Source organism: Aeromicrobium sp. CFBP 8757 (assembly GCF_014841755.1).
Lineage (GTDB): Bacteria > Actinomycetota > Actinomycetes > Propionibacteriales > Nocardioidaceae > Aeromicrobium.
The window spans coordinates 1-26,833 of sequence record NZ_JACYUM010000011.1 but is presented as its reverse complement, the minus strand read 5'-3'; the positions used below and the strand labels follow the sequence as shown (position 1 = coordinate 26,833).

Genomic DNA, 26,833 nt, shown 5'->3' with positions numbered 1-26,833 from the left:
TTAGGGTCATCGTTGCACCGCCCAACCATGACCCCCGGAAGAGCCATCATGACCGATCACGACGTCACGTCCCCGCCCGTCGCCGGGCACACCTCGCCCGCCCGCGCGACCCTCGAGCTGCTCGTCGTCGGGCTCGGCGCCCTCGTCGTGGCGCTGGCCCAGTCGGTGCTGATCCCGGTGCTGTCGATCCTGCCGGCCGATCTCGACACCTCCGCCAGCAACGTCAACTGGCTGCTGACCTCGACGCTGCTCGTGGCGGCCGTGTCGGTGCCGATCCTCGGACGCCTCGGCGACATGTTCGGCAAGCGCCGCATGCTGCTGGTCGCGATCGGCGCGCTGGTGGTCGGATCGCTCGTCACGTCGTTCACCGACCACATCGGCCTGCTGATCGCGGGCCGCGCGATCCAGGGCGCGTCGGCCGCGGCGATCCCGTTGGGCATCAGCCTGCTCGCGACCGTCATGCCGCGCGAACGGGTCGGCTCGAGCATCGCCCTGATCAGCGCGATGCTGGGCGTCGGCGGATCGCTGGGCCTGCCGCTGGCCGGCTTCGTCGCCGAGCACGCCGACTTCCACGTGCTGTTCTGGATCACCGGTCTCGCGGGCGTCGTGGCGTTCGTGGGCATCCTGCTGATCGTCCCCGAGGCCCCCGGCCGCAGCGGCGGACGCGTCGACGTCGTCGGCTCGGTCCTGCTCGCCGCAGGCCTGGTCTGCCTCCTGCTGCCGCTCGCGCAGAGCTCGACGTGGGGCTGGGACGACGCGCGCATCTGGACGCTGCTCGCCGCGGCCGTCGTCCTCATCGCGGTGTTCGGCTGGAAGCAGGTGCGCACGGCCGACCCCCTCGTCGACCTCAAGGCCCTGCGTCGCCCGCCGATCGTGCTGACGAACGCGGCCTCGATCCTGTTCGGCTTCGCGCTGTTCGCCTCGTTCATCGGCACGGCGTCGTACATCGAGGCGCCCGAGTCGAGCGGCTACGGATTCGGCTCCAGCCTGCTCGTCGGGGGCCTCGCGATGCTGCCGGGCGGTCTCATGATGCTGCTGCTCGCGCCCGTCGCCGCCACGCTGATCGCCCGGCGCGGGGCGCCGCAGACCCTGGCGCTCGGTGCCCTGGTCGTCGCGGTCGGCTTCGTGGCGCGCATCGTCGTGCACGACTCGCTGTGGCAGGTCGTCGTCGGCTCGACGATCATCGGCGCGGGGACCGGCATCGGCTACGCCGCGATGCCGTCGCTGATCAACGCCCACACCCCGCCCGACGAGACGGGCGCGGCCAACGGGCTCAACACGCTGTTCCGGAGCCTGGGCAGCTCGCTGGCCAGCGCGATCGGCGGCAGCATCCTGGCCGGGTCGACCGTCATCGTGGGCGACTTCGCGGTGCCGTCGCTCGACGCGTACCAGCTGATCTTCGCCCTGTGCGGCGGAGCGGCCGTGCTGGCGGCCGTCCTGGTCATGCTGATCCCGCACCGACCGGCGCCGGTCACCGGCTGAAGGGACCGTCCAGCACTGCCCACTGCAGCAGCATGATCGTCTTCGCGTCGGTGATGGCGGAGCCGATGCCCGCCACGGCCTCGTCGACGCCGATCTCGACGAGCTCGATGTCCTCACCCTCGTCCTCGACGCCGTGGTGGGTGCCGTCGAGGTCGTCACGGCGGTACGGCGCGGCGTAGAAGTGGATCTTCTCGGTCACCGAGCCGGGGCTCATGTAGACGTCGAAGACGTGCTCGACCTCGCCGACCCGGACCCCGGTCTCCTCGGCGGCCTCGCGGCGGATCGCGGTCTCGGGATCGTCCTCGTCGAGCAGCCCCGCGGGCGTCTCGAGCAGCATCCCGTCGGGGTGGCCGTTGACGTAGACGGGGTAGCGGAACTGGCGCGTCAGCAGCACCGTCCGGCGCTCGACGTCGTGCAGCAGGATCGTCGCGCCGTTGCCCCGGTCGTACGTCTCACGTCGCTCGGTGCGCCACGTGCCGTCGGAGCCCCGGATGTCGAGCGTCGTCGCCCGCACGACGTACCAGTCGCTGGCGAGGAGCTCGACGTCCTTGACGACGACGTCGGGGTTGCGGTCGAGCCCGAGGCCCGTCAGGTGCAGGCCCGTGCGGCCGCGGCGGTCGGGTTCGTCCACTCCGGCAGTCATGCGTCCACCCTGTCACGCGCCCGACACGACGGGCGCGCCTCCTCGGGCCGTGCGAGTGTGGAGGCCGAACCGCCGAGGGGATCCACCATGACGACGCCGTCCGAGTCCGCCGACCGACACCCGCTGTGGGCCATCCACCGACACCTGGCCGACCGGCACGTGTGGACCGACCTGACCCACGCCTTCCACCCGGGCCAGCCGCACTTCCCGGCCTTCCCGGACGAGGAGCGCAGCCAGGTCTTCGACGTCGGGCAGGACGGCTTCACGGTGCACCGGCACACGATCGTCGGTCAGTGGGGGACGCACGTCGACCCGCCGTCGCACTTCGTCGAGGGAGCGCGGACGCTCGACGAGGTCCCGGTCGAGCAGATGATCCTGCCGCTCGTCGTGCTCGACATCTCGCACCGCGTCGCGCGCGACCCCGACGCCGTGCCGACACTCGACGACGTCGCGGCCTGGGAGCAGCGCAACGGCCCGGTCCCCGCCGGCTCGTTCGTCGCGCTGCGCACCGACTGGTGGAAGCGCTGGCCCGATGCCGCCGCGATGGAGAACCGCGACGCCGACGGCGTCAGCCACGCGCCGGGCTGGTCGCGCGAGGTCGTCGAGCACCTGGTCGCGGCGGGTGTGACGGCGCTCGGTCACGAGCAGACCGACACCGATGCTGGACGCTCGACGTCCGCCGGCGACTACGGCCTCGAGCTGCTGTGGCTGCAGAACGACCGGTGGCAGATCGAGCTCATGGCACGGCTCGACGAGGTGCCCGAGGTGGGCGCGCTGATCCTCGCGTCGTGGCCCAAGCCCTTGGGCGGCTCCGGCTTCCCGGCGCGGGTCGTCGCGATCCACCCCGCCGAGCCCGAGCCCGCCGACCCGCCCCGCTGGGCCTGAGCCCCCCGACCGTCAGTCGGTCGTCGCGGTGGCGTCCTCGACGGTCGGGTAGAGCGCGAAGACGTCCTCCAGGCCCGTGATCGACAGGACGCGTCGGACGATCGGATTGGCGCCGGCGATGCGGAACCGTCCGGCGTCACGGGTCAGCTGCCAGCCGCTCACGAGCGCACCGAGACCCGACGAGTCCATGAACGCGACGTCGGAGAGGTCGATGACCAGCCGCACGGGCGACTCGTCGAACCGGTCGACGATGTGGGCGCGCAGCGTGCGGGCCGTCTCGACGTCGATGTCGCCCGACAGCTCGACGACGTGGAAGTCGCCGCTGACGCGGTCGACGATGGACAGGCTCATGCGGGACCTCCCGGTCGTGCGGTGGAGCGCCGGAGCGCGACGACCGTCAGGTCGTCGTCGAGGGTGCCCGGCACGGCCGTGAGCAGGTCCTCGATCCACGTGTCGAGGGTGTCGGAGTGGTCGGACCCGGAGGCCGCCGACGCCAGGTGCGCGATCGAGTCGTCGATCTCGACGCCGCGCCGCTCGACCAGGCCGTCGGTGTACGCCAGCAGGATGTCGCCCTCGCCGAGCATGATGCGGTCGGTGCGGGCCGCGCCGGTCGCGACGCCGAGCAGCGGTCGCCCGGCCTGCTCGAGCGGACGGCACGTGTGGCCCGACAGCACGAGCGGCGGCGGGTGGCCGGCGTTGGCGAGCTCGACGACGCCCGTGACGGGGTCGAGCACGACGACGACCGCGGTCGCGGTCTGGCCCGGCAGCAGCGACTGGACGAGGACGTCGAGCCGGTCGAGGCACGCGGCGGGCGAGTGGCCGTCGAACATGTAGGCCCGCAGCGCCGTGCGCACCTGCGCCATCGCGGTCGCCGCCGTGACGCCGTGACCGGCGACGTCGCCGACGCTCACGACGAAGCGTCCGTCGGGCAGGTGGAACGCGTCCCACCAGTCGCCGCCCAGCTGGCTGCCCTTGGCGGGACGGTAGCGCGCCAGGACGTCGTGGCCCTCGACGGTCGGGGCCTCCTCGAGCACGACGGTGCGCTGCAGCGACTCGGCGATCGCGGTGTGCTCGTGGCTGCGGCGCAGCAGCTCGCCCGACAGGTGCTCGCGCAGGCTCTGCGCGACGCCGACCTGCCAGCCCTGCCACGGCAGGCTGCGGCCGCGCACGACCTGGCGCCACTTCGCGAACGACCTGCGCGGGCTGAGGCGGACGTTGGGGTTCTCGGCCAGCGCGAGCGCCTTGTTGGTGGGGTCGCCGCCCCAGTCGACGGTCCGCTCGATCTCGGGGCGCACCCACATGAGCCAGCGGTCGGGGCCGTTGCCGATGCGCAGCGCTCCCGCGGCCACGTCGGAGACGCGCGCCAGGTCGGGGTCGAGCGCCGTCAGGTGGTGGCTCGCGACGGGTCGTCCGCCGGGGACGTCGAGCTGGCGCGAGATGAAGTGCAGGTCGGCGTCCGGCGGCACGACGCCCCGCGTCATCATGCGTCCGTCGACGAACAGGGCCACGCCCTGCGCGTCGACCAGCTCGAGCAGGCGGGGGTCGTCGAGGAGCGCGTCGTAGACCGGTCGCGAGTCGGCCGCGAGGGCCGCGGTGATGCGCGCGAGCGTCACGCTGGCCTTGAGCTCGTCGGTGTGGTTGTCGGCCTGCTCACGGTCGTCGATGAGCTGCGACGCGGTCTGGCCGAGGAACTCGGCCGCCGAGCGCGCGTCGTACGGGACGCGGTGCGGTCCGGAGTAGTGGTGGCAGGCGACGAGGCCCCACAGCAGGCCGTCCTTGACCAGCGAGACCGACATCGACGCCGACACGCCCATGTTGGACAGGTACTCGATGTGGATCGGCGAGACGCTGCGCAGCACCGAGTGCGACAGGTCGAGCGGCGACCCGGTCGAGGGGTCGATGACGGGCTCGAGCGCGACGGGTGCGTAGTGGATGTCGGCGATGAGGCGCGTCCAGTTCACGGTGTACAGCCGCCTGGCCTGGGCGGGGATGTCGGTCGACGGGTAGTGCAGCCCGAGGAACGGGTTGAGGTCGTCGCGACGGTCCTCGGCGACGACCTCGCCGTTCCACTCCTCGTCGAAGCGGTAGACCATGACGCGGTCGAAGCCGGTCAGCGAGCGGATCTCCGACGCGAGCTGCGCGCACAGCTCGGCCGTGGTGGCCGACTGCGTCAGACGGGTGACGGCCGCGCGGGCCGAGCGGTACGAGACCGCCTGGCTCGGCAGGGGAACCGACACGGGCTCGAGCTCGACGACGACGCGTCCGCCCGACCGGTGCACGATGATGTCGACGTCGACGTCGGCGAGGTCTCCCGGGCCGGCCGGCATGCGGGTGCGGATCGGGGTGCTCATGTCGTCGGCCGCCACGGCCTGCGCGACGGATGCCGAGGGCTCGTCGCCGATGGCCTCGCGGACGTCGAGGCCGATCAGGTCGAGGGCTGGGCGTCCGAGGAGCTGGGCGCAGTTGCGCGAGGCCGTGACGACACGGTGCTCGGCGTCGAGCGCGAGCAGCAGGCCGTGCGGCTGGATGGCGCCCGGGATGTGGATGGGCTCGCGCTCGCAGTTGGTGAGGTCGGGCGCCGAGTACGCGGGGGTGTGGTCGACGGCATCGCTCAGGTCATGGGTCACTAGGCGTCTCTCGTAGAACGTACCGCCTGGTGGCTCAACCGGTCCGCCTGCAGTTTAGCGCCCGCGAGACCCGCAGGGTGACTCAGGCCACGCAGCCCACGCACAGCGTCGCCCGCGGGAAGGCCTCGAGGCGGGCGCGGGCGATCGTGCCCGAGCAGGCCTCGCACACGCCGTAGAGGCCGCTGTCGAGACGATCGATGACGTGCTGGACCTGCACGAGGATCGCGGCGGCGTTCTCGGCGCGGACGGCGTCGGCCAGCAGCTCGGAGCGCTGCGACGCGACGTCGAGCTCGTCGTGGAGGATCTCGCCGGTCGGGCCGGACACGCCGAGGGCGGTCCCGCCGCCGAACTCGGCGAGCTCGGCCTCGAGCCGGGTCACGGAGTCCTCGAGGAGCTCGCGGACGGCCGCCAGCTCGGCGGGCGTCCAGGTCGGGTCACTGGTGGGGTCGAGCTCGATCGTCATGGGAACCTCGGCGGGCGGGAGATGGGGTGGTGAACCCCTTTACCCGCCCGCCGCGGTTCTCAATCGCGTGACATCAGGGCTTGTCGGTCGGTGCCTGCGTCGTCGTGGTGGGCTCGCCGACCGCGTCGCCCGGGGCGGGGCGCGGCGTCGTCGACGCCGGCGGCGGGACGGGCGCGACGTACGGCGCGGGAGCGTCGCCCTTGCGCTTGAGGATCGCGAACGCGGCGGCACCGGCACCGGTCAGGATGCCGACGGCAGCGACGCGACGCAGGCGCTTGCGCTGCGGCTTGACCTTCTCGGGCAGGCGGTCCTGGACGTTCTCGGGCAGGCGGTCGAACAGGTCGTCCCGCAGGTCGAGCAGCTGGCCCTTGTCCGGCAGGTGCGACACGATCTGGTCGCGCACGGCGGGCGCGCGGTCGGCGACCTGCTTGCGCAGCTCGTCGGTCTGCCCCGAGATCTGGTCGGCGATCTGGTCGCGCACGGCGGGCGCGCGGTCAGCGACCTGCTTGCGCAGCTCGTCGGTCTGCGCGGCCAGGTCGTGGAGCTGCGCCTCCAGCTTGTCGCGGAGGGTCTTGTTCTTGAACGGCCTCGTCATGTCGTGCTCCCTTGTCATTTCTGGTGTCGGCTGGTGGTGGTCTGGGTGGTTCGTGGTCGCGCCGGTCAGGACGACGGTGCTGGGTCGAGACTTTCACTTCTCGGCCCGCGGCGCGCGGTGGTCCCGGATGATGGCGCGTCGGGGTCGTCCCGGAGTCCGGTCTCGTGCCCGAGATGGGCGAGCGGGTCGGCGCGCCGCTTCATGCGGGCCAGCACCTCGTCGAGCGTCAGGTGGCGCAGGCCGGGGCCCAGCTCGCGCCACGTGCGCGGCACCGCGACCCGGGGCTCGAGCGTGCCGCGCAGCGAGTAGGGGGCGACGGTCGTCTTGTTGCCGTTGTTCTGGCTCCAGTCGACCAGCACCCTGTCCTGGCGCTCGCTGCGGCGCATCGAGCTGACCACGAGGTCGGGCATCTGGGACTCCAGGGTCTTGGCGACCTCGTGCGCGAACGCGTTGACGTAGTCGGAGTCGTGCGTGCCGTCGAGGGCCGCGTACAGGTGGATGCCCTTGCTCCCGCTCGTGACGGGCATCGCCTCGAGCCCGACGTCCTTCAGCAGCCCACGGGCGGTCCGGGCGACGTCGACGCACTCGGGCAGCCCCGTGCCGGGCCCGGGGTCGAGGTCGAGGACGAGCCGGTCGGGGCTGAGCGGGAGGCCGTCGTCGTCGAGCCGCCACTGCGGCACGTGCAGCTCGAGGGCACCGACCTGGCCGGCCCACGCCAGCGCGGCGTCGTCCTCGAAGACGGGGTAGGTGGTCGTGTGCTCGCGGTGGTCGACGACGACGCTGCGGATCCACGACGGCGCGGAGTCGGGCAGGTTCTTCTCGAAGAACACGTCGCCCGGCTGCTCGGCCGTGCCGACGCCGTCGACCCAGCGCTTGCGGGTGAGGATGCGGCCGGCGACGTGCGGCAGCAAGTGGGGGGCGATCGCGACGTAGTAGGCGATGACGTCGGCCTTGGTCGTGCCGCTCGCGGGGTACACGACCTTGTCGGGGTGCGTCAGGCGCAGTCGGCGTCCCGAGACGACGACGTTCTCGGTGCTCGTCGCCATCTGGTCTCCTCTCACCGGCCGCTCGGGGTCGCGATCGGTCGATTCTGTCGCGATTGCGGGAAAAACTTATGTACCCGGTCCCCGGTCACCGAAACCCCTGCGGCTCCGGTGAGTTCGTGGACGAATAGTTCATTCGAACCAGGCTGTCTAGCTCGAATTGGCTGAACAAGTCTTGCGCAAGGTTGCTCCGAGGTGCGATGGTGATCCCGCTGGTTGAGCAGAAGCCCGCAACGGATCGAGACCCAGGAGGGTCATCGTGAATTCTGCTCCCGCACGCGCATCAGAGATCGACACCGACGACGTCACGTCGTTGCTGCAGGCCGCCGCCGCGGCCGAGCCCGCCGAGCGCGCGCGTCTGGAGGACGAGGTCGTCCGCCGCCACCTGGGTCTGGCGCGCCACCTCGCGGGACGTTACGCGGGTCGTGGCGTCGACCGCGACGACCTCGTGCAGGTCGCCAACTTCGCGCTCGTCAAGGCCATCCGCGGCTTCCACCACGACCGCGGCGAGTTCGTCCCGTTCGCGACCGTGACGATCCTCGGCGAGATCAAGAAGCACTTCCGCGACCACTGCTGGAGCGTCCGCCCGCCCCGTCGCATCCAGCAGATGCAGGCCGACATCACCGCCGCGTCCGAGCGTCGGCTGCAGACCGACTCGCGCACGCCGCTGGTCGCCGACATCGCCCGTGACATCGACGCCTCGGAGTCGGACGTCCGCGAGGCGATGGCCGCGCGCGGCTGCTTCTCGCCGACGTCGCTCGACCAGCCCATGCGCGACGGCGGACAGCCGCTCGGCGAGACCCTGAAGTGGGAGGAGTCGGCGTACTCCTTCATCGACGACTGGGTCACGGTCGGCCCCCTGTGCCAGGAGCTCGGCGACGACGAGCGCGAGCTGCTGCGCTTGCGGTTCGTCGAGGACCGCACGCAGCAGGAGATCGCCGACATCGTCGGCGTCAGCCAGATGCAGGTGTCGCGCCGCCTCACCAAGCTGCTCGAGCAGCTGCGGTCGCGTGCCGCGATGATCGACGCCGCGTAGCGCACGGCACCCCTGGCGCCCGCACTCGCGGTGCCGCCGCGGGCGTTCGTTGGTACGGTTTTCCGGCCGGTTCAGCAGCAGCCGTCTGCTTCAGCGAACCGGAAAGAGCGCCCGTTGACACGCATCACCTTGGTGTTCACCCTCAGTGACCCCCGAGCGCAGGTCGATCTCCTGCACGAGTTCACCCTCCACGACGGAGTGGTCGCCACGGCCGCCGACATCGACGGCTCGCCGGCCATCCGGGTCGAGACGCACGACTCGGTCAGCACCGTGTGGGACGTCCGCGCGACCGTCGGAATGTTCGACGACCGTGCCCGCGAGCAGCAGGATCAGGGATGACCGCGGTGACGACCGGGCTCGAACGTCTTGCTGGAGTACGAGGGAGCCGAGGTCCAGGCCTCCTGCAGGCCGATCTCGTCGGCGATCGTGGTCGCGAGGTCGGACGCCCGCAGGATCGCGCCGTCCAGCCCCTCGGTCGGCAGGCCGAACGGCGAGTGCCAGATGACCGAGACGTCGTGCTGGTCGCCGCACTGGCGGCACAGCTCGTCGAGCCGCGCGACGAGCCCCTCGTCGTCGGACGTCGCGCACACCGCCACGACGTGGGTCGCCGGCATCCGCTGGGACGTCAGGTCGGCCATCGCCCGGTCGCCGCTGACGGTGTCGAGACGGATCACGGCGTTCGTGACGGAGCTCAGCCAGCCCATCGGCGTGGTGACGACGTGCGTGGCGCAGCCGCGTCGGCCAAGCTCGTCGCTGAGGGCGGCGTCGAGTGCATCGCGGGTCCCGAACATCGTGACGGTGGGGCCGGAGAGGTGAAGGTCTGTGGTCATGTGGCCCGTCCCTTCATGGAGAGTCGTGCGAGGAGAGCCGGGAAGGCTGATGCCCTCCGCCCCTCGAGCCCCATATGCTGGGGAGGAAGGTACTCGATGGTGCAAGTACCCTTGGCCTGCCCGGTCAAACTGCACGCTCCGACCGTCCGGCGCCCTCTCGACACGATGTGGTCGTCCCGATGAGGCGCCTCGATCTCAGAAGGGGTTCCTCGATGGACAGCTCGACCTTCTTCTCGCAGATGGCCCTCGACCTGCACGACGCGCCGACGTCCGAGAGCACCCTCGAGCGCATCGCGGAGTACGCCAAGCTCGCCACCGAGTGCGACGAGGCCGGCATCATGCTGGTGCACGCGCGCAACCAGATCGAGACCGCGGCCGCGACGTCCCGCCGCGTCGGCGAGTCGCACAACCTGCAGATCGTCCACGACGAGGGGCCGTGCCTCGACGCGATCGAGGGCGCCGACCACTACATGTCCGACGACATCAGGGTCGACCCTCGGTGGGAGAAGTGGGGCCCGGCGGTCGCCGCCCTCGGCATGCGCAGCGTGCTGAGCCTGCGCCTCGAGACGCGGTCGCGACGCTACGGCTCGCTCAACCTGTACGCCGATCGCGTCGGCGCGTTCGACGACGACGACCTGGCCGTCGCGACGATCTTCGTGCGCCACGCCTCGATCGCGATCGCCAACGCCCACAACGAGGAGGGCCTGCAGGTCGCGATCGACGCCCGCAAGCTGATCGGCCAGGCGCAGGGCATCCTGATGGAGCGCTTCAGCATCGACGCAGACCGTGCGTTCGAGTTCCTGCGTCGTCAGTCGCAGTCGCACAACGTCAAGCTGCGCTACGTCGCCGAGTGGGTCGTCGACCACCGCAACTCGCCGAACGCGACGTTCTCGGTGCCCGACGACGACAGCGCCTCGGTCAGCTAGCCTTCGGCCGCGACGCCTTCTTCTTCGTCGCGGCCTTCTTGGCGGGCGCCTTCCTGGCCGCCGTCTTCTTCGCGGCCGTCGCCTTCTTGGCGGGGGCGGTCTTCGCGGCGGGTGCCTTCTTGGCCGTCGAGGCCGGGGCCTTCTTGCGGTCGATGCTGCGCTTGAGCGCCTCCATCAGGTCGACGACGTCGGCATCGTCGTCATCGCCGTCCGGCGCGCCGAACGTCGCGTCGGTGTCGAGCGCGGCGCCCTGCTCGAGCTTGGCCTCGACGAGCGTGCGCAGCTGCTCCTGGTACTCGTCGGTGAAGGCCGCGCTGTCGAAGTCGCCCGCCAGCGAGTCGACCAGCTGAGCGGCCATGTCGCGCTCCTTCTGGCTGATGCGCGGGCTCTCCTTCAGCACGTCGAACGTGGGCGATCGCACCTCGTCGTCCCACAGGAGGGTCTGCAGCAGCAGCACGTCGCCGCGCACGCGCAGGGCCGCGAGCCGGGTCTTCTGACGCAGGGCGAAGCGGACGATCGCGGTGCGGTCGGAGTCCTCGAGCGCACGGCGCAGCAGCGTGTACTGCTTGAGCGTCGAGCTCTCGGGCTCGAGGTAGTAGCTCTTGTCGAGCCGCAGCAGGTCGACCTGCTCGGCGGGCACGAACTCGACGACCTCGATCTCGTGGTTGCGCTCGGCCGGCAGCGACTTGAGGTCCTGGTCGGTCAGGACGACGGTCCGGTTGCCGTCGTCGTACGCCTTGTCGATGTCGCCGTAGTCGACGACGTGATCGCAGACCTCGCACCGACGCTGGTACCGGATGCGTCCGCCGTCGGCCGCGTGCACCTGGTGCAGCGAGATGTCGTGGTTCTCGGTCGCGCTGTAGACCTTGACCGGCACGCTGACCAGGCCGAAGCTGATCGCGCCCTTCCAGATGGATCGCATCCTCCAGTCAAGCGCGACCGGCCTGCCGTCGCAAGGTGGGGGAGCGGGTCAGCGGCGCGGCAGCGAGAACCGCCGGCGCGGCTCCTGCGGCTTCGGGATCTCGACGAACCCGGGATCGTACGGCTCGAGCCCCCGCTCGAGGCGCGGACGCAGCGCCGTCACGGCCGCGGCCGGGTCGTCGAACGGGATGCCGGCGAGCTGGTTGGGGGAGTGACGCCACCACTGCAGCGCGACGAGCTCGTCGCGCACGTCGTCGGGCAGGCGCTTCTTGATGACCTTGGCCGGCAGGCCGCCGCAGATCGTGTAGGGCGGGAGGTCCTTGGTGACGACGGCGTTGGCGGCCACGATGCACCCGTCGCCGATCGTGACGCCCCGCAGGACGACGACGCCGGCACCCAGCCACACGTCGTTGCCGATCCACGCCCGGTCGGGGCCGACGCTGCGGAACGACTGACGTCCGCCGGCCTCGGGGTCGATGACCTGCGACTCGGCGGCCGACGGGTGCCAGCCCCACGTGGCGTGCTTGTACTGGAACGCCGAGACGCCCATCCACGTCAGCGGGTGGCCGGTCGCGCCGATCGTGGAGTTGTTGCCGATCTCGCTGTACCGGCCGATGTCGGCGGCCTGCACCTCGACGTGCTGGCCGAACTCGGTGAAGCAGCCGACCCGCGTGTCGGACCGCAGCAGCAGGTCGCCCAGCACCCGCACGGGCGGCTCGACGAGCAGGCGTGACGCCCCGACGCGCCGGACGTGGTGGTCTCCGCGGATGTGCTCGCTCACCCACGGAGACTATCGTCAGGGTCGTGACCCGACTCTGGCACGGACTCGTCGCGGTGCTCGCGGCCGTCGCGCTCGTGGGCCAGGCGGTCATCACGATCGACCAGGACCGGTCGTTCGCGAACTTCGCCAGCTACTTCACTATCGAGTCGAACCTGCTGGTGCTCGTGACGTGCGTGCTGCTGGTGCTGCGGCCCGACCGCGGCGGCACGGCCTTCGGGGTCCTGCGCCTGGCGAGCCTGACCGCGATCACCGTGACCGGCCTGGTCTACGCGACGATCCTGGCCGGCAACGGCGACTTCGACGGTGCCGAGTGGTGGTTCGACAAGATCTTCCACTACGTCGTCCCGGTGATGTCGGTCATCGGCTTCGTGGCGTTCCGGCCGCGCACGCGGCTCGCGTGGACGGCGATGTGGTCGCTGGCCTTCCCCGTCGCCTGGCTGGTGTACACGCTGGTGCGGGCCGAGCTGGCCGAGCCGGTGTTCGTCCTGACGCCCACCACGACCGCTGCCGTCCCCTACGGCTTCCTCGACGTCGCCGAGCTCGGGGCGCTCACGGTTTCGACGATCTGCCTGGTCATGACCGCGGGATTCGTCGTCATCGCCTCGATCTACGTCCGGATCAGTCGCACATCGGACGTCCGCCTGTAACGTCGGGACCACGACGACCACGAGAAGGAGCACCCCCATGACCAGCCCCACGTACCAGGTGACCGATCCCTCGACCGGTGAGGTCCTCGAGTCGTTCGACCACGCGACCGACGAGCAGGTCCAGGCGGCGCTGACGGCGTCCCACGCGGCCTACGCGACGTGGAAGGACGTGCCGATCGAGGAGCGCGCGGTCGTCGTCAAGCGCGTCGCGGCGTTGTTCGCCGAGCGGGCCGACGAGCTCGCCGCGATCGCGACGCAGGAGATGGGCAAGCCCGTCTCGGAGGGGGTCGAGGAGGCCGAGTTCTGCCAGGCGATCTTCGACTACTTCGCCGACGAGGGACCGGGCCTGACTGCCGACCAGGAGATCAAGAGCATCTCGGGCGGCCGTGCCGTCATCCAGCGGCTGCCCGTCGGGCCGCTGCTGGGCGTCATGCCGTGGAACTTCCCGTTCTACCAGATCGCCCGTTTCGCGGCCCCGAACCTGATGCTGGGCAACACCATCATCCTCAAGCACGCCGAGAGCGTGCCGCGGTCGGCGCTGGCCGTCGAGCAGATCATGAAGGACGCCGGGCTGCCCGAGGGCGCGTACGTCAACGTGTTCGCGACGTTCGACCAGGTCGAGACGATCATCGCCGACCCCCGTGTCGCGGGCGTCTCCCTCACGGGATCGGAGCGCGCCGGTGCCGTCGTGGCCGCGCTGGCCGGCAAGAACCTCAAGAAGTGCGTCCTCGAGCTGGGCGGCTCCGACCCGATGGTCGTCCTCGACACCGACGACCTCGACTCCGTCGTCGGCGACGCGTGGGACTACCGCACCTACAACACGGGCCAGGCCTGCAACTCCAACAAGCGCATGATCGTGATGGACGACCTGTTCGACGACTTCGTCGCCAAGATCACCGAGAAGGCCCTCGCGGTCGAGTCGTTCTCGCCGCTGTCGTCGCGCAAGGCCGCCGAGACGCTCCACGAGCAGGTGCAGGACGCCGTCAGCAAGGGTGCGACGCTGCACGCCGGCGGCGTGCTGAGCGACGGACCCGACGCGCACTACTCGCCGGCCGTGCTGACGGGCATCACGAAGGACATGCGGGCGTACTCCGAGGAGCTGTTCGGCCCCGTCGCGGTCGTCTACAAGGTCGGCTCGGACGACGAGGCACTCGAGCTCGCCAACGACACGACGTACGGGCTCGGCGGCTCGGTGTTCAGCGCCGACCCCGAGCGGGCGCGGTCGCTGGCACAGCGCCTCGAGGTCGGCATGGCCAACGTCAACACGACGGCCGGCGAGGGCGCCGACATCCCGTTCGGCGGCGTCAAGCGCTCCGGCTTCGGCCGCGAGCTCGGCCCGCTCGGCATGGACGAGTTCGTCAACAAGCGCATGTTCTACATCGCCGACTGAGGCGCGCGGCTCGTTCCTCGCCGCTCCAGCCGCTCGTTCCTCGCGCCTGCCAGGCTTCGCCTGGGCGCCTGCCTTCGCTCGCTGCGCTCGCTCGGCCCATGGTCACCTCATGGGCCGAGCGAGCGGCGATTCAGTCCGGCCAGGCGATGCTGAGGTACTGGGTCTCCTGGAACTCCTCCAGACCCATGCGGGCGCCCTCACGGCCGATGCCGCTCTGCTTCATGCCGCCGAACGGCGCCGCGGGGTCCGACACGAGCCCGCGGTTGACGCCGACCATCCCGGCCTCGATCGCCTCGCCGAGTCGGATGCCGCGCTGCAGGTCGCCCGTGAAGACGTAGGCCGCCAGGCCCATCTCGGTGTCGTTGGCGTAGCCGATGACCTCCTCGTCGGTCGTCCAGGAGACGATCGGCGCGATGGGCCCGAAGATCTCCTCGTGGACGATCTCGGCGTCGGCGGGCACGTCGACCAGCACGGTCGGCGCGAACCAGAAGCCGTCCGCGTGGTCGGACGGCACGGACGCCTCGTGCGTCACGCGCGCGCCCGCCTCGAGGGCGCCGGCGAGCAGCTTCGAGGTCTTGTCGACCGCCTTGGCGTTGATGAGCGGACCGATGTCGGAACCGTCCGCCGCGGGCCCGACCTTCAGCGAGGCGACCTTCGCGCCGAGCTTGGCCGCGAACTCCTCGACGACGTCGGCGTGGACGTACAGGCGGTTGGCCGCCGTGCACGCCTGGCCGCCACCGCGGAACTTCGCGATCATGGTGCCCTCGACCGCCGCGTCCAGGTCGGCGTCGTCGGTGACGATCAGGGGTGCGTTGCCGCCGAGCTCCATCGAGGAGTTGACGATGCGGTCGGCGGCCTGCTTGAGCAGCACCGATCCGATGCCCGTCGAGCCGGTGAACGAGATCTTGCGGACTCGCGGGTCCTCCATCCACCGCGTCACGACCTTGGACGCCGAGCTCGCCGGGACGATGTTGACGACGCCCTCGGGCAGACCCGCCTCGACCATGAGCCGGGCGATCGCGAAGGCCGTCAGGGGCGTCTCGGCGGCGGGCTTGAGCACGACGGTGCATCCGGCGGCGAGCGCGGGGGCGATCTTGCGGGTCGCCATCGCGGCCGGGAAGTTCCACGGCGTGACGAGTGCTGCGACGCCCACGGGGTGGTGCGTCACCAGCGTGCGGGTGCCGCCCGCGGGGGCGACGCCGTAGTCGCCGCCCATGCGCACGCCCTCCTCGGCGTACCAGCGGAAGAACTCGGCCGAGTACGTGACCTCGCCCTTGGCGTCGGTCAGCGACTTGCCGTTTTCGGCGGCGATCAGCTCACCGAGCTCGTCGCGGTCGCGGATCATGAGCTCGAACGTGCGGCGCAGGATCTCGCCGCGCTCGCGGGGTGCGACCCGGCGCCACGTGGTCAGCGCGGCGGCGGCAGCGTCGACCGCGGCGACCGCATCGGCCTCGCTGCCGTCGGACACGGGCCGGATGGTCCGGCCGGTGGCGGGGTCGACGACGTCGAACGTCCCGTCGCCGCCGGCGCGCCACTCGTTGTCGATGAACAGGTCGGTAGCGGTCATGCGTTCGTCTCCTCGAAGGCGTGGGTGAGGATCTGGAGCCCCTCGGTGAGGAGCTCGTCGCTGATGGACAGCGGGGGCAGGAAGCGCAAGACGTTGCCGAACGTCCCGCACGTCAAGACAATCACGCCGGCCCGGTGGGCGCTGGTCGCGACGGCCTTCGCGAGGTCGGCGTCGGGCTCGTCGGTGCCCGGGCGGACGAGCTCGACCGCGATCATCGCGCCGCGTCCACGGACGTCGCCGATGCGGTCGTCGTCGGCCTGCAGCTTCTGCAGGGCCGGGACCATGAGGCGCTCGATCTCGCCGGCGCGCGCCACGAGGCCGTCCTGCTCGATCGTCTCGATCGTCGCGAGGGCCGCGGCGCACGCCAGGGGGTTGCCGCCGTAGGTGCCGCCGAGGCCGCTGACGTGCGAGGCGTCCATGACGTCGGCACGACCCGTGACCGCCGAGAGGGGCAGACCGCCCGCGATGCCCTTGGCCGTGACGATCAGGTCGGGCACGACACCCTCGTGGTCGCACGCGAACATCGCGCCGGTGCGGGCGAAGCCCGTCTGCACCTCGTCGGCGACGAACACGACGCCGTTGTCGGTGCACCACTGCGAGATCGCGGGCAGGAAGCCGTCGGCCGGGACGATGAAGCCGCCCTCGCCCTGGATCGGCTCGATCACGACGGCGGCGAGGTTCGCGGCGCCGACCTGCTTCTCGATGATCGTGATGGCGTCGCGCGCGGCCTCGGCGCCCGAGACCGCGTGGTCGCGGTAGGGGTACGACATCGGCGCGCGGTAGACCTCGGGGGCGAACGGGCCGAACCCGCTCTTGTAGGGCATCGACTTGGCCGTCATGGCCATCGTCAGGTTGGTGCGCCCGTGGTACGCGTGGTCGAACACCACGACGGCCTGGCGCTTGGTGTGCGCGCGGGCGATCTTGATGGCGTTCTCGACGGCCTCGGCGCCCGAGTTGAACAGCGCGGAGCGCTTCTCGTGGTCGCCGGGCGTCAACCGGTTGAGCGCCTCGGCGACGGCGACGTAGCCCTCGTAGGGCGTCACCATGAAGCACGTGTGGGTGAACGACTCGACCTGCCGCTGCACCGCCTCGACGACGCGGGGCGCGCTGTTGCCGACGGTCGTGACGGCGATGCCGGAGCCGAGGTCGATGAACGTGTTGCCGTCGACGTCCTTGACGACGCCGCCGCCGGCCTCGACCGCAAAGACCGGCATGGTGGTGCCGATGCCCTGCGCGACGGCGGCGTCCTTGCGGGCCATCAGCTCGATCGAACGGGGTCCCGGGACGGCGGTCACGAGCTCGCGGCGTTGCTGGAGATGAGCAGTCATGCGTTCATTCTCGACCTCGCGACCCATGCCGTCCAATACTCAGGTGCGATCGCGCCTATGCTCTGCAGGCATGGAACTGCGCACCCTCGGGTACTTCGTCGCCGTCGCCGACTCGGGTTCGGTCAGCGCCGCCGCCGACGTCGTCCACGTGACGCAGCCGGCGATCTCGCGACAGCTGCGCCAGCTCGAGCACGACCTCGGCGTCGACCTGTTCGTGCGCAGCGCGGGTCGGCTCCGCCTGAGCGCCGCGGGGCGCGAGCTGCTGCCCTACGCGCGCGACGTGCTGCGGCGGGCCGACGGCGCACGAGCGGTCGCTCGGTCGTACGCGGCCGGGCGCCTCGAACGGGTGACGATCATGTCGCCGACCACGACGCTCACCGACGTCATCGCGCCGTTCCTCGCCACGTTCGAGCCCGACGACCCCATGCCGACGGTGCTGGAGTCGGGGCCGCGGGACGCCCATGCGGCCCTGCGCGGGGGTGCCGACCTCGCGATCGTCACGGAGCGACCGCCCTCCTCGTTGGCCGGCGCACCCATCGCGGTGCTGCCGGTGTGGGCCTACGTCCGCGACGGTCACCCGTGGACGGGGTCGACCGTCCGACTGGACGACCTCATCGACGAGACGCTGCTCGTGCTGGGGTCGGGGCTCAAGCCCCGGCAGATCCTCGACCACGCGCTCGACCGCGCCGACCTCGTGGCGCGTGACGTCGTCGAGTGCAGCCACCCGCAGGTCGCGCAGGCGCTGGCAGCCGCCGGTCGAGGGGTCGCGATCGTGACGGACGACCCGCGCTTCGACCTGCGCGGCAGCGAGATCGAGGGTCGCGACGGCCCCCTGCGCATCGAGCTGTTCGCTGCCTGGGAGCCCGAGCACCACGCCGCCGCGACGCTCGCGGGCCTCGCCGAGCGGCTCACGGCGTTCTGCGTCGAGCGCTACGGCGCCGAGGTGGCTCCGGTCCCAGGACGGTCCTGACTTCGGGGCGAACCGCGCCGGGGGCGGGACCAGGACCCCGGCGAGGTCTGGACGCGCCGCAACGGCGGGCGTAACTTGCGCCGTAGAGACGACGAAGTGGGGGGCCGCCCAGTCATCAGCTCGGAAGGAATCTCATGAAGCGGCCATCACGTACGTTCATCATCGCGGCGACGTTGCTCGCCACCGCCACCGTCACGGCGTCCCCCGCCCTCGCAGGAGGGCACGGGCACGACCCGGGGTCGTCGATCGGCAGACCCCACACCATCGCCGAGGGGCTGCTGACGCCGTTGAGCCTCGCGGTCGACGGCCGCGGTCGGGCCCTCGTCTCGCAGAACTTCCGCGGCGAGCTGGTCAGGTTCACCCGCGGCGGACAGTCGTCGACGATCGCGACGTCGCCGGGCGACGAGCTCGGCGCCGTCTCGACGTCCGGCAGCACGATCTACTGGGCGTCGACGGGGCAGGATCCGACGGCTCCGTCGGCCACGCTCTACTCCCAGGGTCGTCACGGAACCCCGCGGGTCATCGCCGACCTGCGGGCGTACGAGGCGTCGGCCAATCCCGACCAGGACACGACGTACGGGTTCAGGGGCCTTCCCGAGTCGTGTGCAGCCCAGTTCCCGGCCGACAACCCGGCGGTGTACCGCGGCGCCGTCGACAGCCACCCGTACGCGACGTCCGCGAGCCGCGGACAGGTCTTCGTCGCGGACGCAGGGGCCAACGCGATCCTCGCGGTCCGCACGGGCCGCTCGCACAGTCGTGTGAGGACGGTCGCCGTGCTGCCGCCGGTCACGGCACAGGTGTCGGCGACCGCGCTGCAGGCGCAGGGCCTGCCGACCTGCGCCGCGGGGCGCACGTACTACTTCGAGTCCGTCCCCACCGATGTCGAGCGGGGCCGCGACGGATGGTTGTACGTCAGCCTCCTGCCCGGCGGTCCCGAGGACGCGAGCCTCGGCGCCCGTGGCGCGGTCGTCAAGGTCGACCCCTCGACGGGTGACGTGCGAGCAGTGGCCGGCGGATTCGTCGGTGCGGTGGATCTCGCCCTCGGTCCCGACGGGACGATCGCCGTCGCCGAGCTGTTCGGCGGCGCCAACGGGGCGGGCCAGGTCACGCTGGTCTCACCGCGGTCGTCCCACCGCCGCTCGCTCCCGCTGACGTCACCCGGCGCGGTGGAGTGGGTCGGGTCGAAGCGGCACAGCACGCTGTACGTCACGACCGACGCGTTCGGGGGAGGCGCTGAGGGTCCTCAGCCCGTCGGCCGGTTGCAGACCGTGCGGATCAGCTCGCACCACCACTGACGAGCGGGTCGCCGGCCACGGCGCAGGGCATGGACGGGCGTCCCCGCAGCAGCGCGGGGCGGGGACGCCCGGCGGGGCGGTCAGGCAGAAGCGGCCGCTGGTGCCCGCAGCCTGCCGCTGCGGTCGGCCCACGTCTCGAACCAGACCGTGAAGAACGGCGGGATGCTGGCGGCGAGCGCCAGCACGAGGGTCTTGAGGTCCCAGCGGAAGACGAACTTCGACACGACGGCCATGGCGACGTACAGCACGAACACGCCACCGTGGATCGGTCCGGCCACGGGGACGCCACCCTCGTGGAGCCCCAGCGGCTCGGCGTCGAGGACCCACTTGAAGAACATCGCGACGAGCAGCAGGGCCCACGAGACGGCCTCGGCGATGGCGACGGTGCGGAAGACGGTGCGGACGACGGCAGGATTCACGCCACCACGCTACCCGCGTAACCGCAACGAAATGCCGACCGGTGAGAATGGTCATATGGCCTTCCTGCTGCGTGTCGAGCTGCCTGACGTGCCCGGCTCGCTGGGTGCGCTCGCCACGGCGCTCGGTTCCGCGGGCGCCGACATCGAGGCGATCGAGATCGTCGAGCGGCGGACCGGTGGCCTGGTCGTCGACGACGTCCTGCTCGAGCTGCCTCCGCAAGTCATGCCCGATGCGCTGATCACGGCCTGCCACGAGCTCGAGGGCGTCACGGTCGAGTGGATCTCGCGCTACGCCGCGGGAGCGAACCTGAGCATGGACCTCGAGGCCGTCGAGCGGTTCACGGAGGACCCGGCCCGGGCGATCGCCCGACTGGTCGAGGTCGTCCCCGAGACGTTCCGCACCGACTGGGCCGTGGCGCTCGACCGGGTCGACGGGGTGACGCACGTGATGGCCGAGTCGCCGACCGCGCCGAAGCTCGTGCCCGAGGCCGACGACTGGCTGGGCCTGCGGCGGGCCAAGGTGCTGCGCGCGGTGCCCGCGTGGGAGTCGACCGTGCTGGCCGCCGCCCCCGCCCGCGACCGCAAGGGCCACCAGCTCGTCGTCGTGGTCGGCCGCCACGGCGGACCCGAGTTCCTCGACTCCGAGGTGGCCCGCCTGGGCCACATGGCCTCGCTCGCCGCATCGGTGCAGGTCGTCTAGACCGTCCCGCACGCAGCGGTCCGCAGATTCCCAGGTGGACCTGGAAATCTCCCCGGCGGTCCTGTCGACACGCGGATTCCTGGGTGAACGCTGCTGTCCGGAGCCTGACCCCTGTTGCTCCCGGGGTCAGGCGCAGGACTCCCAGGTTGACCCCGGAAGCTTCCGGGGTTCACCTGGGAAACTGCGCGGGGCCGGGGCGGGGTTACTCCGCGGCCTTGCTCTCAGGCACGTGCGCGTGGTGGAAGCGGCCGAGCGCCTCGACCTCGCGCTCCATGCCGGGGACCGCCCTGCCCGCCATGCGCTTGAGCACGGGCCACGCGACGGGAGAGTTCACGAACGACTTGGTCCAGTTCGACACCACGACGTTCTTCGGGACGTAGACCCGTCCCTTGCGCTTCGCGAAGCCCTGCAGGATCAGGTCGACGCACTCCTCGACGCTCGTCGTGCCGTTGGCGGGCCACGGCAGCTTCTGGCGGATGTCGCGGAACGTCGGCAGATCCTTCTCGGCGTTGCGCACGATGTCGGTGTCGATCCACGACGGATGACACACGCCGACGTCGATGCCGAGGTGGGCGACCTCTTGCTTGTAGGCCATCGCGAGCGACTCGGCGCCGGCCTTGCTCGCGTTGTACGACGCGAGGCCGGCCAACGGCGTGAAGGACGCCTGCGACGCGACGACCAGCGCGTAGCCCCGGGACGCCACGAGGTGCGGGGTCGTGTGCTTGAGGGTGCGGAAGACGCCGTTGACGTTGATGTCGACGACGCGCGCGAAGGCCTCGTCGTCGATCTGGCGCACCGTGCCGTACGACGCGATGCCGGCGTTGGCGAGCACGACGTCGAGGCGTCCGAAGTGGTCGGCGGCGGCGTCGACGGCCGCCTTGACGGCGGCGCCGTCGCGGACGTCGGCCTCCCACCAGGCGGCGGCGTCACCGAGCTCGTCCGAGAGGGCCTCGAGCAGCTCGGGCTCGAGCCCCACGAGCGCGACGCGTCCGCCTCCTCGCACGAACCCGCGGGCGACGCCCGCTCCGATGCCACGTGCGGCACCCGTGACGAGTGCGACCTTGCCGGTGAATGTCTGAGCCATGCCGGTCAAGATACCGTCGGTATCTGAACTGCGCCAGAGGGCGTGCGCGCTGCTCGCGTCACATCGGCGGAGTGGGGCGCCGCCGGTCGAGCCGGGCCTGGAAGTCGTCGAACGTCGGGCAGAACCACAGGGACTGCCCCCGGTTGGACGCGTCGACCCACTCCGCGAGGCGGTCGCTGCCGGCGACGCGCTGGGCGATGTCGCCGACGACGGCGAGCCGCATGCGGTACGTCCCGAACTTCTGCGCGAAGACGTCGGCGGTGCCGGTGCCGAGGTCGAAGAAGTCGTCGGTCAGGCGCTCGGTCGGGACGACGACGATCTCGGCGCGCTGCCCGATCGCCTCGCCGACGAGCTCGGTCGCGGCCCCGTCGGTGTCGAGCGGCAGCCCGTCGGGTGCGCAGACCATCACGGGCGTGCCGTACACGGTGACCACGTGCTCGTCTGTCATGCGCCGACCATAGCGACATGCGGGGGGTGCGCGCCCGGTAACGTCGCCGCCATGAGCGCCCTCGAACACGTGTCCGACACCTTCGACCCCTCGGCCTGGCATGAGATCCCCGGCTTCGAGGGCCTCACCGACCTGACGTACCACCGGGCCGTCGACCACGGGACCGTCCGCATCGCCTTCGACCGTCCCGACATCCTCAACGCGTTCCGGCCGCACACGGTCGACGAGCTGCTCACGACGCTCGAGCACGCGCGGACGTCGGCCGACGTGGGATGCGTCCTGCTCACCGGCAACGGCCCGAGCCCCAAGAACGGCAAGCACTCCTTCTGCACGGGTGGCGACCAGCGCATCCGCGGCAAGGCGGGCTACCAGTACGAGGAGGCGGGGCACGATGACGAGGGCGCGCCGCCCAACCCGATCGACAAGGCGCGGCTGGGTCGTCTGCACATCCTCGAGGTGCAGCGCCTGATCCGGTTCATGCCGAAGGTCGTCATCTCGGTCGTGCCCGGCTGGGCGGCCGGCGGCGGCCACAGCCTGCACGTCGTCTCCGACCTGACGCTCGCCAGCGCCGAGCACGCCCGCTTCAAGCAGACCGACGCCGACGTGGGCTCGTTCGACGGCGGATTCGGCTCGGCCTACCTCGCCCGCCAGGTGGGCCAGAAGTTCGCCCGCGAGATCTTCTTCCTCGCCCAGGAGTACTCGGCCGAGGACGGCGTCCGCATGGGCACCGTCAACAAGGCCGTCCCGCACGCCGAGCTCGAGACCGTGGCGCTGGAGTGGGGGCGGCTCATCAACGCCAAGAGCCCGACCGCCCAGCGCATGCTCAAGTACTCGTTCAACGCGATCGACGACGGCCTGGTCGGCCAGCAGGTGCTGATGGGCGAGACGACGCGCCTGGCCTACATGACCGACGAGGCGCAGGAGGGGCGCGACCAGTTCCTCGAGAAGCGCGAGCCCGACTTCAGCCCCTACCCCTGGTACTACTGACCGGCGGCGGTCTCAGCAGACGCCGGTGACCTGGCGGGCTGCGGCGTCGTACTCGGCCTGGGCCTGCGCGACGACCGTCTCGTCGACGCTGCTGCCGTCGGCGACCGCGCGCGCCTCGTCGCGCAGGGAGTCGAGCGCCTCGACGGCCTGACCGACCTGGGTCCGGACGTCGTCGCTGAGCCCCTGCTCCGCGGCGGCGAGCGCCTCGCGCGTCGCCGTGAGCTTCGCGCGCGCGGCCGTGGGATCGGCGCCGAGGTCGGTCGCGATGTCGCCGACGAGCGTGCGGCCCTCGTCGACGACGCGTGCGGCCACGGCGCAGCCGGCCCGGTTGCCGGCGTCGGAGGCGGCGTCGGACGCGGCCTCCTGCACGTCCGAGCACGCGCCGAGGGCGAGGACGGGGAGGAGGGCGGCGGTGGCCAGGAGTCGGTTCACACCGTCGATCCTGACAGCCGGCGACAACATCCCTCGGCGATCGGGCGTGGCCCATCAAGTGAGACGCGTGTCTCACCCAGTGGTCGGGATCATGTCGAACGGATAACGTTCGCCGGATGAGCGTTGTGGGAGTTGTCACAGAGACCGTGGCGGGCGAGACCCGCGTAGCGGCCACCCCCGAGACCGTCGGCAAGCTGATCGGACTCGGATACGAGGTCGTCGTCGAGTCGGGCGCGGGCGAGAAGGCGTCGTTCACCGACGAGGCCTACGCCGAGGCCGGCGCCGCGATCCGCGGGACGGCCGAGACGTGGGGCAGCGACGTCGTGCTCAAGGTCAACGCGCCGTCCGCGGGCGAGATCGGCCAGCTGGCCGACGGCGCGACGCTGGTCAGCATCATCAGCCCCGCGCTCAACCCCGAGCTCGTCGAGCAGCTGTCGGCGCGTCCCATCACGGTCCTGGCGATGGACGCCGTCCCGCGCATCTCGCGGGCCCAGTCGATGGACGTCCTGAGCTCGATGGCCAACATCGCGGGCTACCGCGCCGTCGTCGAGGCCGCGAACGTGTTCGGCCGCTTCTTCACCGGGCAGATCACCGCGGCCGGCAAGGTGCCGCCCGCCAAGGTGCTCGTGGCGGGTGTCGGCGTGGCCGGCCTCGCGGCGATCGGCACCGCGAACAGCCTCGGCGCGATCGTGCGGGCCACCGACCCCCGCGCCGAGGTCGCCGACCAGGTCAAGTCGCTGGGCGGCGAGTACCTGCAGGTCGAGGTCGAGACCGAGCAGTCGACCGACGGCTACGCCAAGGCCACGACCGACGCCTACAACGCGCGTGCCGCCGAGATCTACTCCGAGCAGGCCGCCGACGTCGACATCATCATCACGACCGCGCTGATCCCGGGACGCGCCGCGCCCGTGCTGATCACCGAGGCCGACGTCGCCTCGATGAAGGCCGGCAGCGTCATCGTCGACATGGCCGCGGCCAACGGCGGCAACGTCGTCGGCTCGGTGCCGGGCGAGGCGGTCGTGACGGCCAACGGCGTCACGATCATCGGCTACACCGACCTCGCGGGACGCCTTCCCACGCAGGCCTCGCAGCTGTACGGCACGAACCTCGTCAACCTGCTGAAGCTGCTGACGCCGGCCAAGGACGGGCAGCTCGTCCTCGACTTCGACGACGTCGTGCAGCGCACCATCACGGTCGTCCGCGACGGCGAGACCACGTGGCCGCCGCCGCCCGTGCAGGTGTCGGCCGCGCCGGCCGCTGCTCCGGCAGCCGCGGCGCCGGAGCCCAAGGCGCCCAAGGCGGTCATGACGCAGCGCGCCAAGCTCGGCCTGGTGGGTCTCGGCATCCTCGCGCTGTTCCTGGTCAACGCCTACGCGCCGCCGCCGCTGCCCGAGCACTTCACGGTGCTGGTGCTGGCGATCGTGATCGGCTACTACGTCATCGGCAAGGTGCACCACGCGCTGCACACGCCGCTCATGAGCGTCACCAACGCGATCAGCGGCATCATCGTGGTCGGCGCGATGCTGCAGATCGGGGTCGACGGCTCCGAGAACGACACCGTCATCCGCGTCCTCGCGTTCGTCGCGATCTTGCTCGCGTCCATCAACGTCTTCGGCGGATTCGCCGTGACCCGCCGCATGCTCAGCATGTTCTCGAAGTAAGGGCTGATCATGGACTCCTTCAGCATCGCCACCGCGGCGTACATCGTCGCCTCGCTCCTGTTCATCCTGTCGCTCGCCGGCCTGTCGAAGCACGAGACCGCCTCGCAGGGCGTCCTGTTCGGCATCTCGGGCATGGCGATCGCGCTCGTCGCGACGTTCATCGTGGTCGCCGACGTCGCCGACACGACCTCGGTCGTCCTGCTGCTGATCGCCGTGGCCATCGGCGCCGCGATCGGCCTGTGGCGCGCCCGGGTGGTCGAGATGACCGGCATGCCCGAGCTCATCGCGCTGCTGCACTCGTTCGTCGGCCTGGCCGCCGTGCTGGTGGGCTGGAACGGCTACCTCGAGCACGGCTACTTCGAGCTGCAGTCGCTCGAGGACATCCACAACGCCGAGGTGTTCGTCGGCGTGTTCATCGGCGCCGTGACGTTCACGGGCTCGATCGTCGCGTTCCTCAAGCTGTCGGCCCGCATCAAGAGCACCCCGCTGATGCTGCCGGGCAAGAACTACATCAACCTCGGCGCCCTCGCGCTGTTCGTCATCTTGACGATCTGGTTCGTCATCAGCCCCGCGCTGTGGCTGCTGGTCCTCGTCACGATCGTCGCCCTGGCGCTCGGCTGGCACCTCGTGGCGTCGATCGGCGGTGGCGACATGCCCGTCGTGGTGTCGATGCTCAACTCTTACTCGGGCTGGGCCGCGGCGGCATCGGGCTTCCTGCTCGACAACGACGCCTTGATCGTCACCGGTGCGCTGGTCGGCTCGTCGGGTGCGTACCTGTCGTACATCATGTGCCAGGCGATGAACCGCTCGTTCATCTCCGTCATCGCCGGCGGCTTCGGCATCGAGGCCGGGCCCGCCGACGACAAGGACTACGGCGAGCACCGCGAGATCACCGCCGAGGACACCGCCGAGCTGCTGAAGAACGCGTCCAGCGTCATCATCACGCCCGGCTACGGCATGGCCGTCGCGCAGGCGCAGTACCCCGTCGCCGACCTGGTGCGCAGGCTGCGCGAGCGGGGGGTCGAGGTGCGCTTCGGCATCCACCCCGTCGCCGGCAGGCTGCCGGGGCACATGAACGTCCTGCTGGCCGAGGCCAAGGTGCCGTACGACATCGTGCTCGAGATGGACGAGATCAACGACGACTTCAAGGACACCTCGGTCGTCCTGGTCATCGGCGCCAACGACACCGTCAACCCCGCCGCGACCGAGGACCCGTCCTCGCCGATCGCCGGCATGCCGGTGCTGACGGTGTGGGAGGCGGCGGACGTCGTGATCTTCAAGCGGTCGATGGCCACGGGCTACGCCGGCGTCCAGAACCCGCTGTTCTTCCGCGACAACTCGCAGATGCTGTTCGGCGACGCCAAGGAGCGGGTCGAGGACATCCTGAAGGCGCTGTAGGTCACACGTCGAGGAGGCGTCGCGGGGTCAGGTCCTGACATACCCTCGGTATGGAGGGAGTTCGCCCCACGATTCAGGAGCACTCCATGGACAAGACCCAGTACGACCGACCCGACGACACCAAGGGAAGCCGAGGACTCATCTTCCTCGGCATGGCGATCGTGGTGATCGGCGTCTTCTACTTCGGCTACTACCGCTGAGGCGACGTGACGTAGGTCTGATCGCTGTGGTTCGCCTCGGGCTTCGCCCTCACGGTCGCTTCGCTCCCTGGCGAA

28 protein-coding genes are annotated in these 26,833 nt (G+C 71.0%); 13 read left to right on the top strand and 15 right to left on the bottom strand.

Annotated elements, in window-relative coordinates:
• Window positions 1-48: 48 nt before the first annotated feature.
• Entirely contained in the window at window positions 49-1,482 is a 1,434-nt protein-coding gene (locus tag IFT73_RS17790) for an MFS transporter (protein ID WP_197984361.1), read from the top strand.
• Here the strand turns inward: IFT73_RS17790 and IFT73_RS17785 are convergent.
• On the bottom strand, window positions 1,472-2,125 hold the full coding sequence (locus IFT73_RS17785) for an NUDIX domain-containing protein (protein ID WP_192168779.1): 654 nt from the start codon (window positions 2,123-2,125) through the stop codon (window positions 1,472-1,474). The genes IFT73_RS17790 and IFT73_RS17785 overlap by 11 nt on opposite strands.
• An 87-nt stretch (window positions 2,126-2,212) precedes the next feature.
• Here IFT73_RS17785 and IFT73_RS17780 point away from each other — a divergent pair, with 87 nt between their 5' ends.
• Window positions 2,213-3,010 (top strand): cyclase family protein, encoded by a 798-nt coding sequence (locus IFT73_RS17780; protein WP_192168778.1) that lies wholly within the window; start codon window positions 2,213-2,215, stop codon window positions 3,008-3,010.
• A 12-nt stretch (window positions 3,011-3,022) separates the two neighbouring features.
• On the opposite strand, the gene IFT73_RS17775 is transcribed toward IFT73_RS17780, so the two are convergent.
• The 5 genes from IFT73_RS17775 to ligD all read right to left on the bottom strand — a co-directional run bounded on the left by IFT73_RS17775 (window position 3,023) and on the right by ligD (window position 7,741).
• A complete protein-coding gene (locus IFT73_RS17775) occupies window positions 3,023-3,361 on the bottom strand; it encodes an STAS domain-containing protein (RefSeq protein ID WP_192168777.1) in 339 nt (112 codons plus the stop codon).
• On the bottom strand, window positions 3,358-5,637 hold the full coding sequence (locus tag IFT73_RS17770; protein WP_192168776.1) for a SpoIIE family protein phosphatase: 2,280 nt from the start codon (window positions 5,635-5,637) through the stop codon (window positions 3,358-3,360). The genes IFT73_RS17775 and IFT73_RS17770 overlap by 4 nt, the downstream gene beginning before the upstream one ends.
• 82 nt (window positions 5,638-5,719) lie before the next feature.
• Entirely contained in the window at window positions 5,720-6,100 is a 381-nt protein-coding gene (locus IFT73_RS17765; RefSeq protein WP_192168775.1) for a TraR/DksA C4-type zinc finger protein, read from the bottom strand.
• 73 nt (window positions 6,101-6,173) lie between these two features.
• Complete coding sequence (locus IFT73_RS17760; protein WP_192168774.1) at window positions 6,174-6,695, bottom strand: hypothetical protein; 522 nt, start codon at window positions 6,693-6,695, stop codon at window positions 6,174-6,176.
• 65 nt (window positions 6,696-6,760) lie between these two features.
• Window positions 6,761-7,741, bottom strand: coding sequence for a non-homologous end-joining DNA ligase (gene ligD, locus IFT73_RS17755; RefSeq protein ID WP_192168773.1), 981 nt, complete (start codon window positions 7,739-7,741; stop codon window positions 6,761-6,763).
• A 256-nt stretch (window positions 7,742-7,997) separates the two neighbouring features.
• Between ligD and IFT73_RS17750 the strand changes: the two genes are divergently transcribed.
• Window positions 7,998-8,774, top strand: a complete 777-nt coding sequence (locus tag IFT73_RS17750) for a sigma-70 family RNA polymerase sigma factor (protein WP_162248821.1) — start codon at window positions 7,998-8,000, stop codon at window positions 8,772-8,774.
• A 114-nt stretch (window positions 8,775-8,888) separates the two neighbouring features.
• Window positions 8,889-9,113 (top strand): hypothetical protein, encoded by a 225-nt coding sequence (locus tag IFT73_RS17745; protein ID WP_192168772.1) that lies wholly within the window; start codon window positions 8,889-8,891, stop codon window positions 9,111-9,113.
• Here the strand turns inward: IFT73_RS17745 and IFT73_RS17740 are convergent.
• Window positions 9,104-9,604 (bottom strand): hypothetical protein, encoded by a 501-nt coding sequence (locus tag IFT73_RS17740; protein ID WP_192168771.1) that lies wholly within the window; start codon window positions 9,602-9,604, stop codon window positions 9,104-9,106. The genes IFT73_RS17745 and IFT73_RS17740 overlap by 10 nt on opposite strands.
• Before the next feature lie 212 nt (window positions 9,605-9,816).
• Here IFT73_RS17740 and IFT73_RS17735 point away from each other — a divergent pair, with 212 nt between their 5' ends.
• Window positions 9,817-10,530 (top strand): GAF and ANTAR domain-containing protein, encoded by a 714-nt coding sequence (locus IFT73_RS17735; protein WP_192168770.1) that lies wholly within the window; start codon window positions 9,817-9,819, stop codon window positions 10,528-10,530.
• Here IFT73_RS17735 and IFT73_RS17730 read toward each other — a convergent pair.
• Window positions 10,523-11,452, bottom strand: a complete 930-nt coding sequence (locus IFT73_RS17730) for a Ku protein (protein WP_192168769.1) — start codon at window positions 11,450-11,452, stop codon at window positions 10,523-10,525. The two genes, IFT73_RS17735 and IFT73_RS17730, sit on opposite strands and share 8 nt — an antisense overlap.
• A gap of 48 nt (window positions 11,453-11,500) precedes the next feature.
• Window positions 11,501-12,232 (bottom strand): CatB-related O-acetyltransferase, encoded by a 732-nt coding sequence (locus IFT73_RS17725; protein WP_192168768.1) that lies wholly within the window; start codon window positions 12,230-12,232, stop codon window positions 11,501-11,503.
• A gap of 23 nt (window positions 12,233-12,255) precedes the next feature.
• Here IFT73_RS17725 and IFT73_RS17720 point away from each other — a divergent pair, with 23 nt between their 5' ends.
• Complete coding sequence (locus IFT73_RS17720; protein WP_192168767.1) at window positions 12,256-12,879, top strand: Pr6Pr family membrane protein; 624 nt, start codon at window positions 12,256-12,258, stop codon at window positions 12,877-12,879.
• Window positions 12,880-12,916: 37 nt separating this feature from the next.
• Window positions 12,917-14,269, top strand: a complete 1,353-nt coding sequence (locus IFT73_RS17715) for an NAD-dependent succinate-semialdehyde dehydrogenase (RefSeq protein WP_192168766.1) — start codon at window positions 12,917-12,919, stop codon at window positions 14,267-14,269.
• A 130-nt stretch (window positions 14,270-14,399) separates the two neighbouring features.
• Here IFT73_RS17715 and IFT73_RS17710 read toward each other — a convergent pair whose 3' ends face one another.
• Window positions 14,400-15,836, bottom strand: coding sequence for an NAD-dependent succinate-semialdehyde dehydrogenase (locus IFT73_RS17710; RefSeq protein WP_192168765.1), 1,437 nt, complete (start codon window positions 15,834-15,836; stop codon window positions 14,400-14,402).
• Window positions 15,833-17,164, bottom strand: a complete 1,332-nt coding sequence (gabT, locus tag IFT73_RS17705; RefSeq protein WP_192168764.1) for a 4-aminobutyrate--2-oxoglutarate transaminase — start codon at window positions 17,162-17,164, stop codon at window positions 15,833-15,835. The genes IFT73_RS17710 and gabT overlap by 4 nt, the downstream gene beginning before the upstream one ends.
• A 70-nt stretch (window positions 17,165-17,234) precedes the next feature.
• On the opposite strand from gabT, the gene IFT73_RS17700 reads away from it, so the two are divergent.
• Window positions 17,235-18,134 carry a LysR family transcriptional regulator gene (locus tag IFT73_RS17700; protein ID WP_192168763.1) on the top strand — a complete coding sequence of 300 codons (900 nt, stop codon included), beginning with the start codon at window positions 17,235-17,237 and terminating at the stop codon, window positions 18,132-18,134.
• Window positions 18,135-18,268: 134 nt separating this feature from the next.
• On the top strand, window positions 18,269-19,429 hold the full coding sequence (locus tag IFT73_RS17695) for a ScyD/ScyE family protein (protein ID WP_192168762.1): 1,161 nt from the start codon (window positions 18,269-18,271) through the stop codon (window positions 19,427-19,429).
• 80 nt (window positions 19,430-19,509) lie between these two features.
• Here the strand turns inward: IFT73_RS17695 and IFT73_RS17690 are convergent, their stop codons facing one another.
• Window positions 19,510-19,848 carry a DUF3817 domain-containing protein gene (locus tag IFT73_RS17690; RefSeq protein WP_192168761.1) on the bottom strand — a complete coding sequence of 113 codons (339 nt, stop codon included), beginning with the start codon at window positions 19,846-19,848 and terminating at the stop codon, window positions 19,510-19,512.
• A 55-nt stretch (window positions 19,849-19,903) separates the two neighbouring features.
• Between IFT73_RS17690 and IFT73_RS17685 the strand changes: the two genes are divergently transcribed.
• Window positions 19,904-20,548 carry an ACT domain-containing protein gene (locus IFT73_RS17685; protein ID WP_192168760.1) on the top strand — a complete coding sequence of 215 codons (645 nt, stop codon included), beginning with the start codon at window positions 19,904-19,906 and terminating at the stop codon, window positions 20,546-20,548.
• A gap of 202 nt (window positions 20,549-20,750) precedes the next feature.
• Here the strand turns inward: IFT73_RS17685 and IFT73_RS17680 are convergent, their stop codons facing one another.
• Entirely contained in the window at window positions 20,751-21,632 is an 882-nt protein-coding gene (locus IFT73_RS17680) for an SDR family oxidoreductase (protein ID WP_192168759.1), read from the bottom strand.
• Window positions 21,633-21,690: 58 nt separating this feature from the next.
• The gene (locus IFT73_RS17675) at window positions 21,691-22,080 is read right to left on the bottom strand and encodes a DUF4180 domain-containing protein (protein WP_056604764.1); all 390 of its coding nucleotides are present in this window, start codon (window positions 22,078-22,080) and stop codon (window positions 21,691-21,693) included.
• Between the two features lie 51 nt (window positions 22,081-22,131).
• On the opposite strand from IFT73_RS17675, the gene IFT73_RS17670 reads away from it, so the two are divergent.
• Window positions 22,132-23,067: a 1,4-dihydroxy-2-naphthoyl-CoA synthase gene (locus IFT73_RS17670; RefSeq protein WP_192168758.1), complete on the top strand. Its 936-nt coding sequence runs from the start codon at window positions 22,132-22,134 to the stop codon at window positions 23,065-23,067.
• A gap of 12 nt (window positions 23,068-23,079) precedes the next feature.
• Here IFT73_RS17670 and IFT73_RS17665 read toward each other — a convergent pair whose 3' ends face one another.
• The gene (locus IFT73_RS17665) at window positions 23,080-23,499 is read right to left on the bottom strand and encodes a hypothetical protein (RefSeq protein WP_192168757.1); all 420 of its coding nucleotides are present in this window, start codon (window positions 23,497-23,499) and stop codon (window positions 23,080-23,082) included.
• Between the two features lie 116 nt (window positions 23,500-23,615).
• On the opposite strand from IFT73_RS17665, the gene IFT73_RS17660 reads away from it, so the two are divergent.
• Window positions 23,616-25,160 (top strand): Re/Si-specific NAD(P)(+) transhydrogenase subunit alpha, encoded by a 1,545-nt coding sequence (locus tag IFT73_RS17660; protein WP_192168756.1) that lies wholly within the window; start codon window positions 23,616-23,618, stop codon window positions 25,158-25,160.
• Window positions 25,161-25,169: 9 nt separating this feature from the next.
• Entirely contained in the window at window positions 25,170-26,558 is a 1,389-nt protein-coding gene (gene pntB, locus IFT73_RS17655) for a Re/Si-specific NAD(P)(+) transhydrogenase subunit beta (protein WP_192168755.1), read from the top strand.
• Window positions 26,559-26,833: the final 275 nt, after the last annotated feature.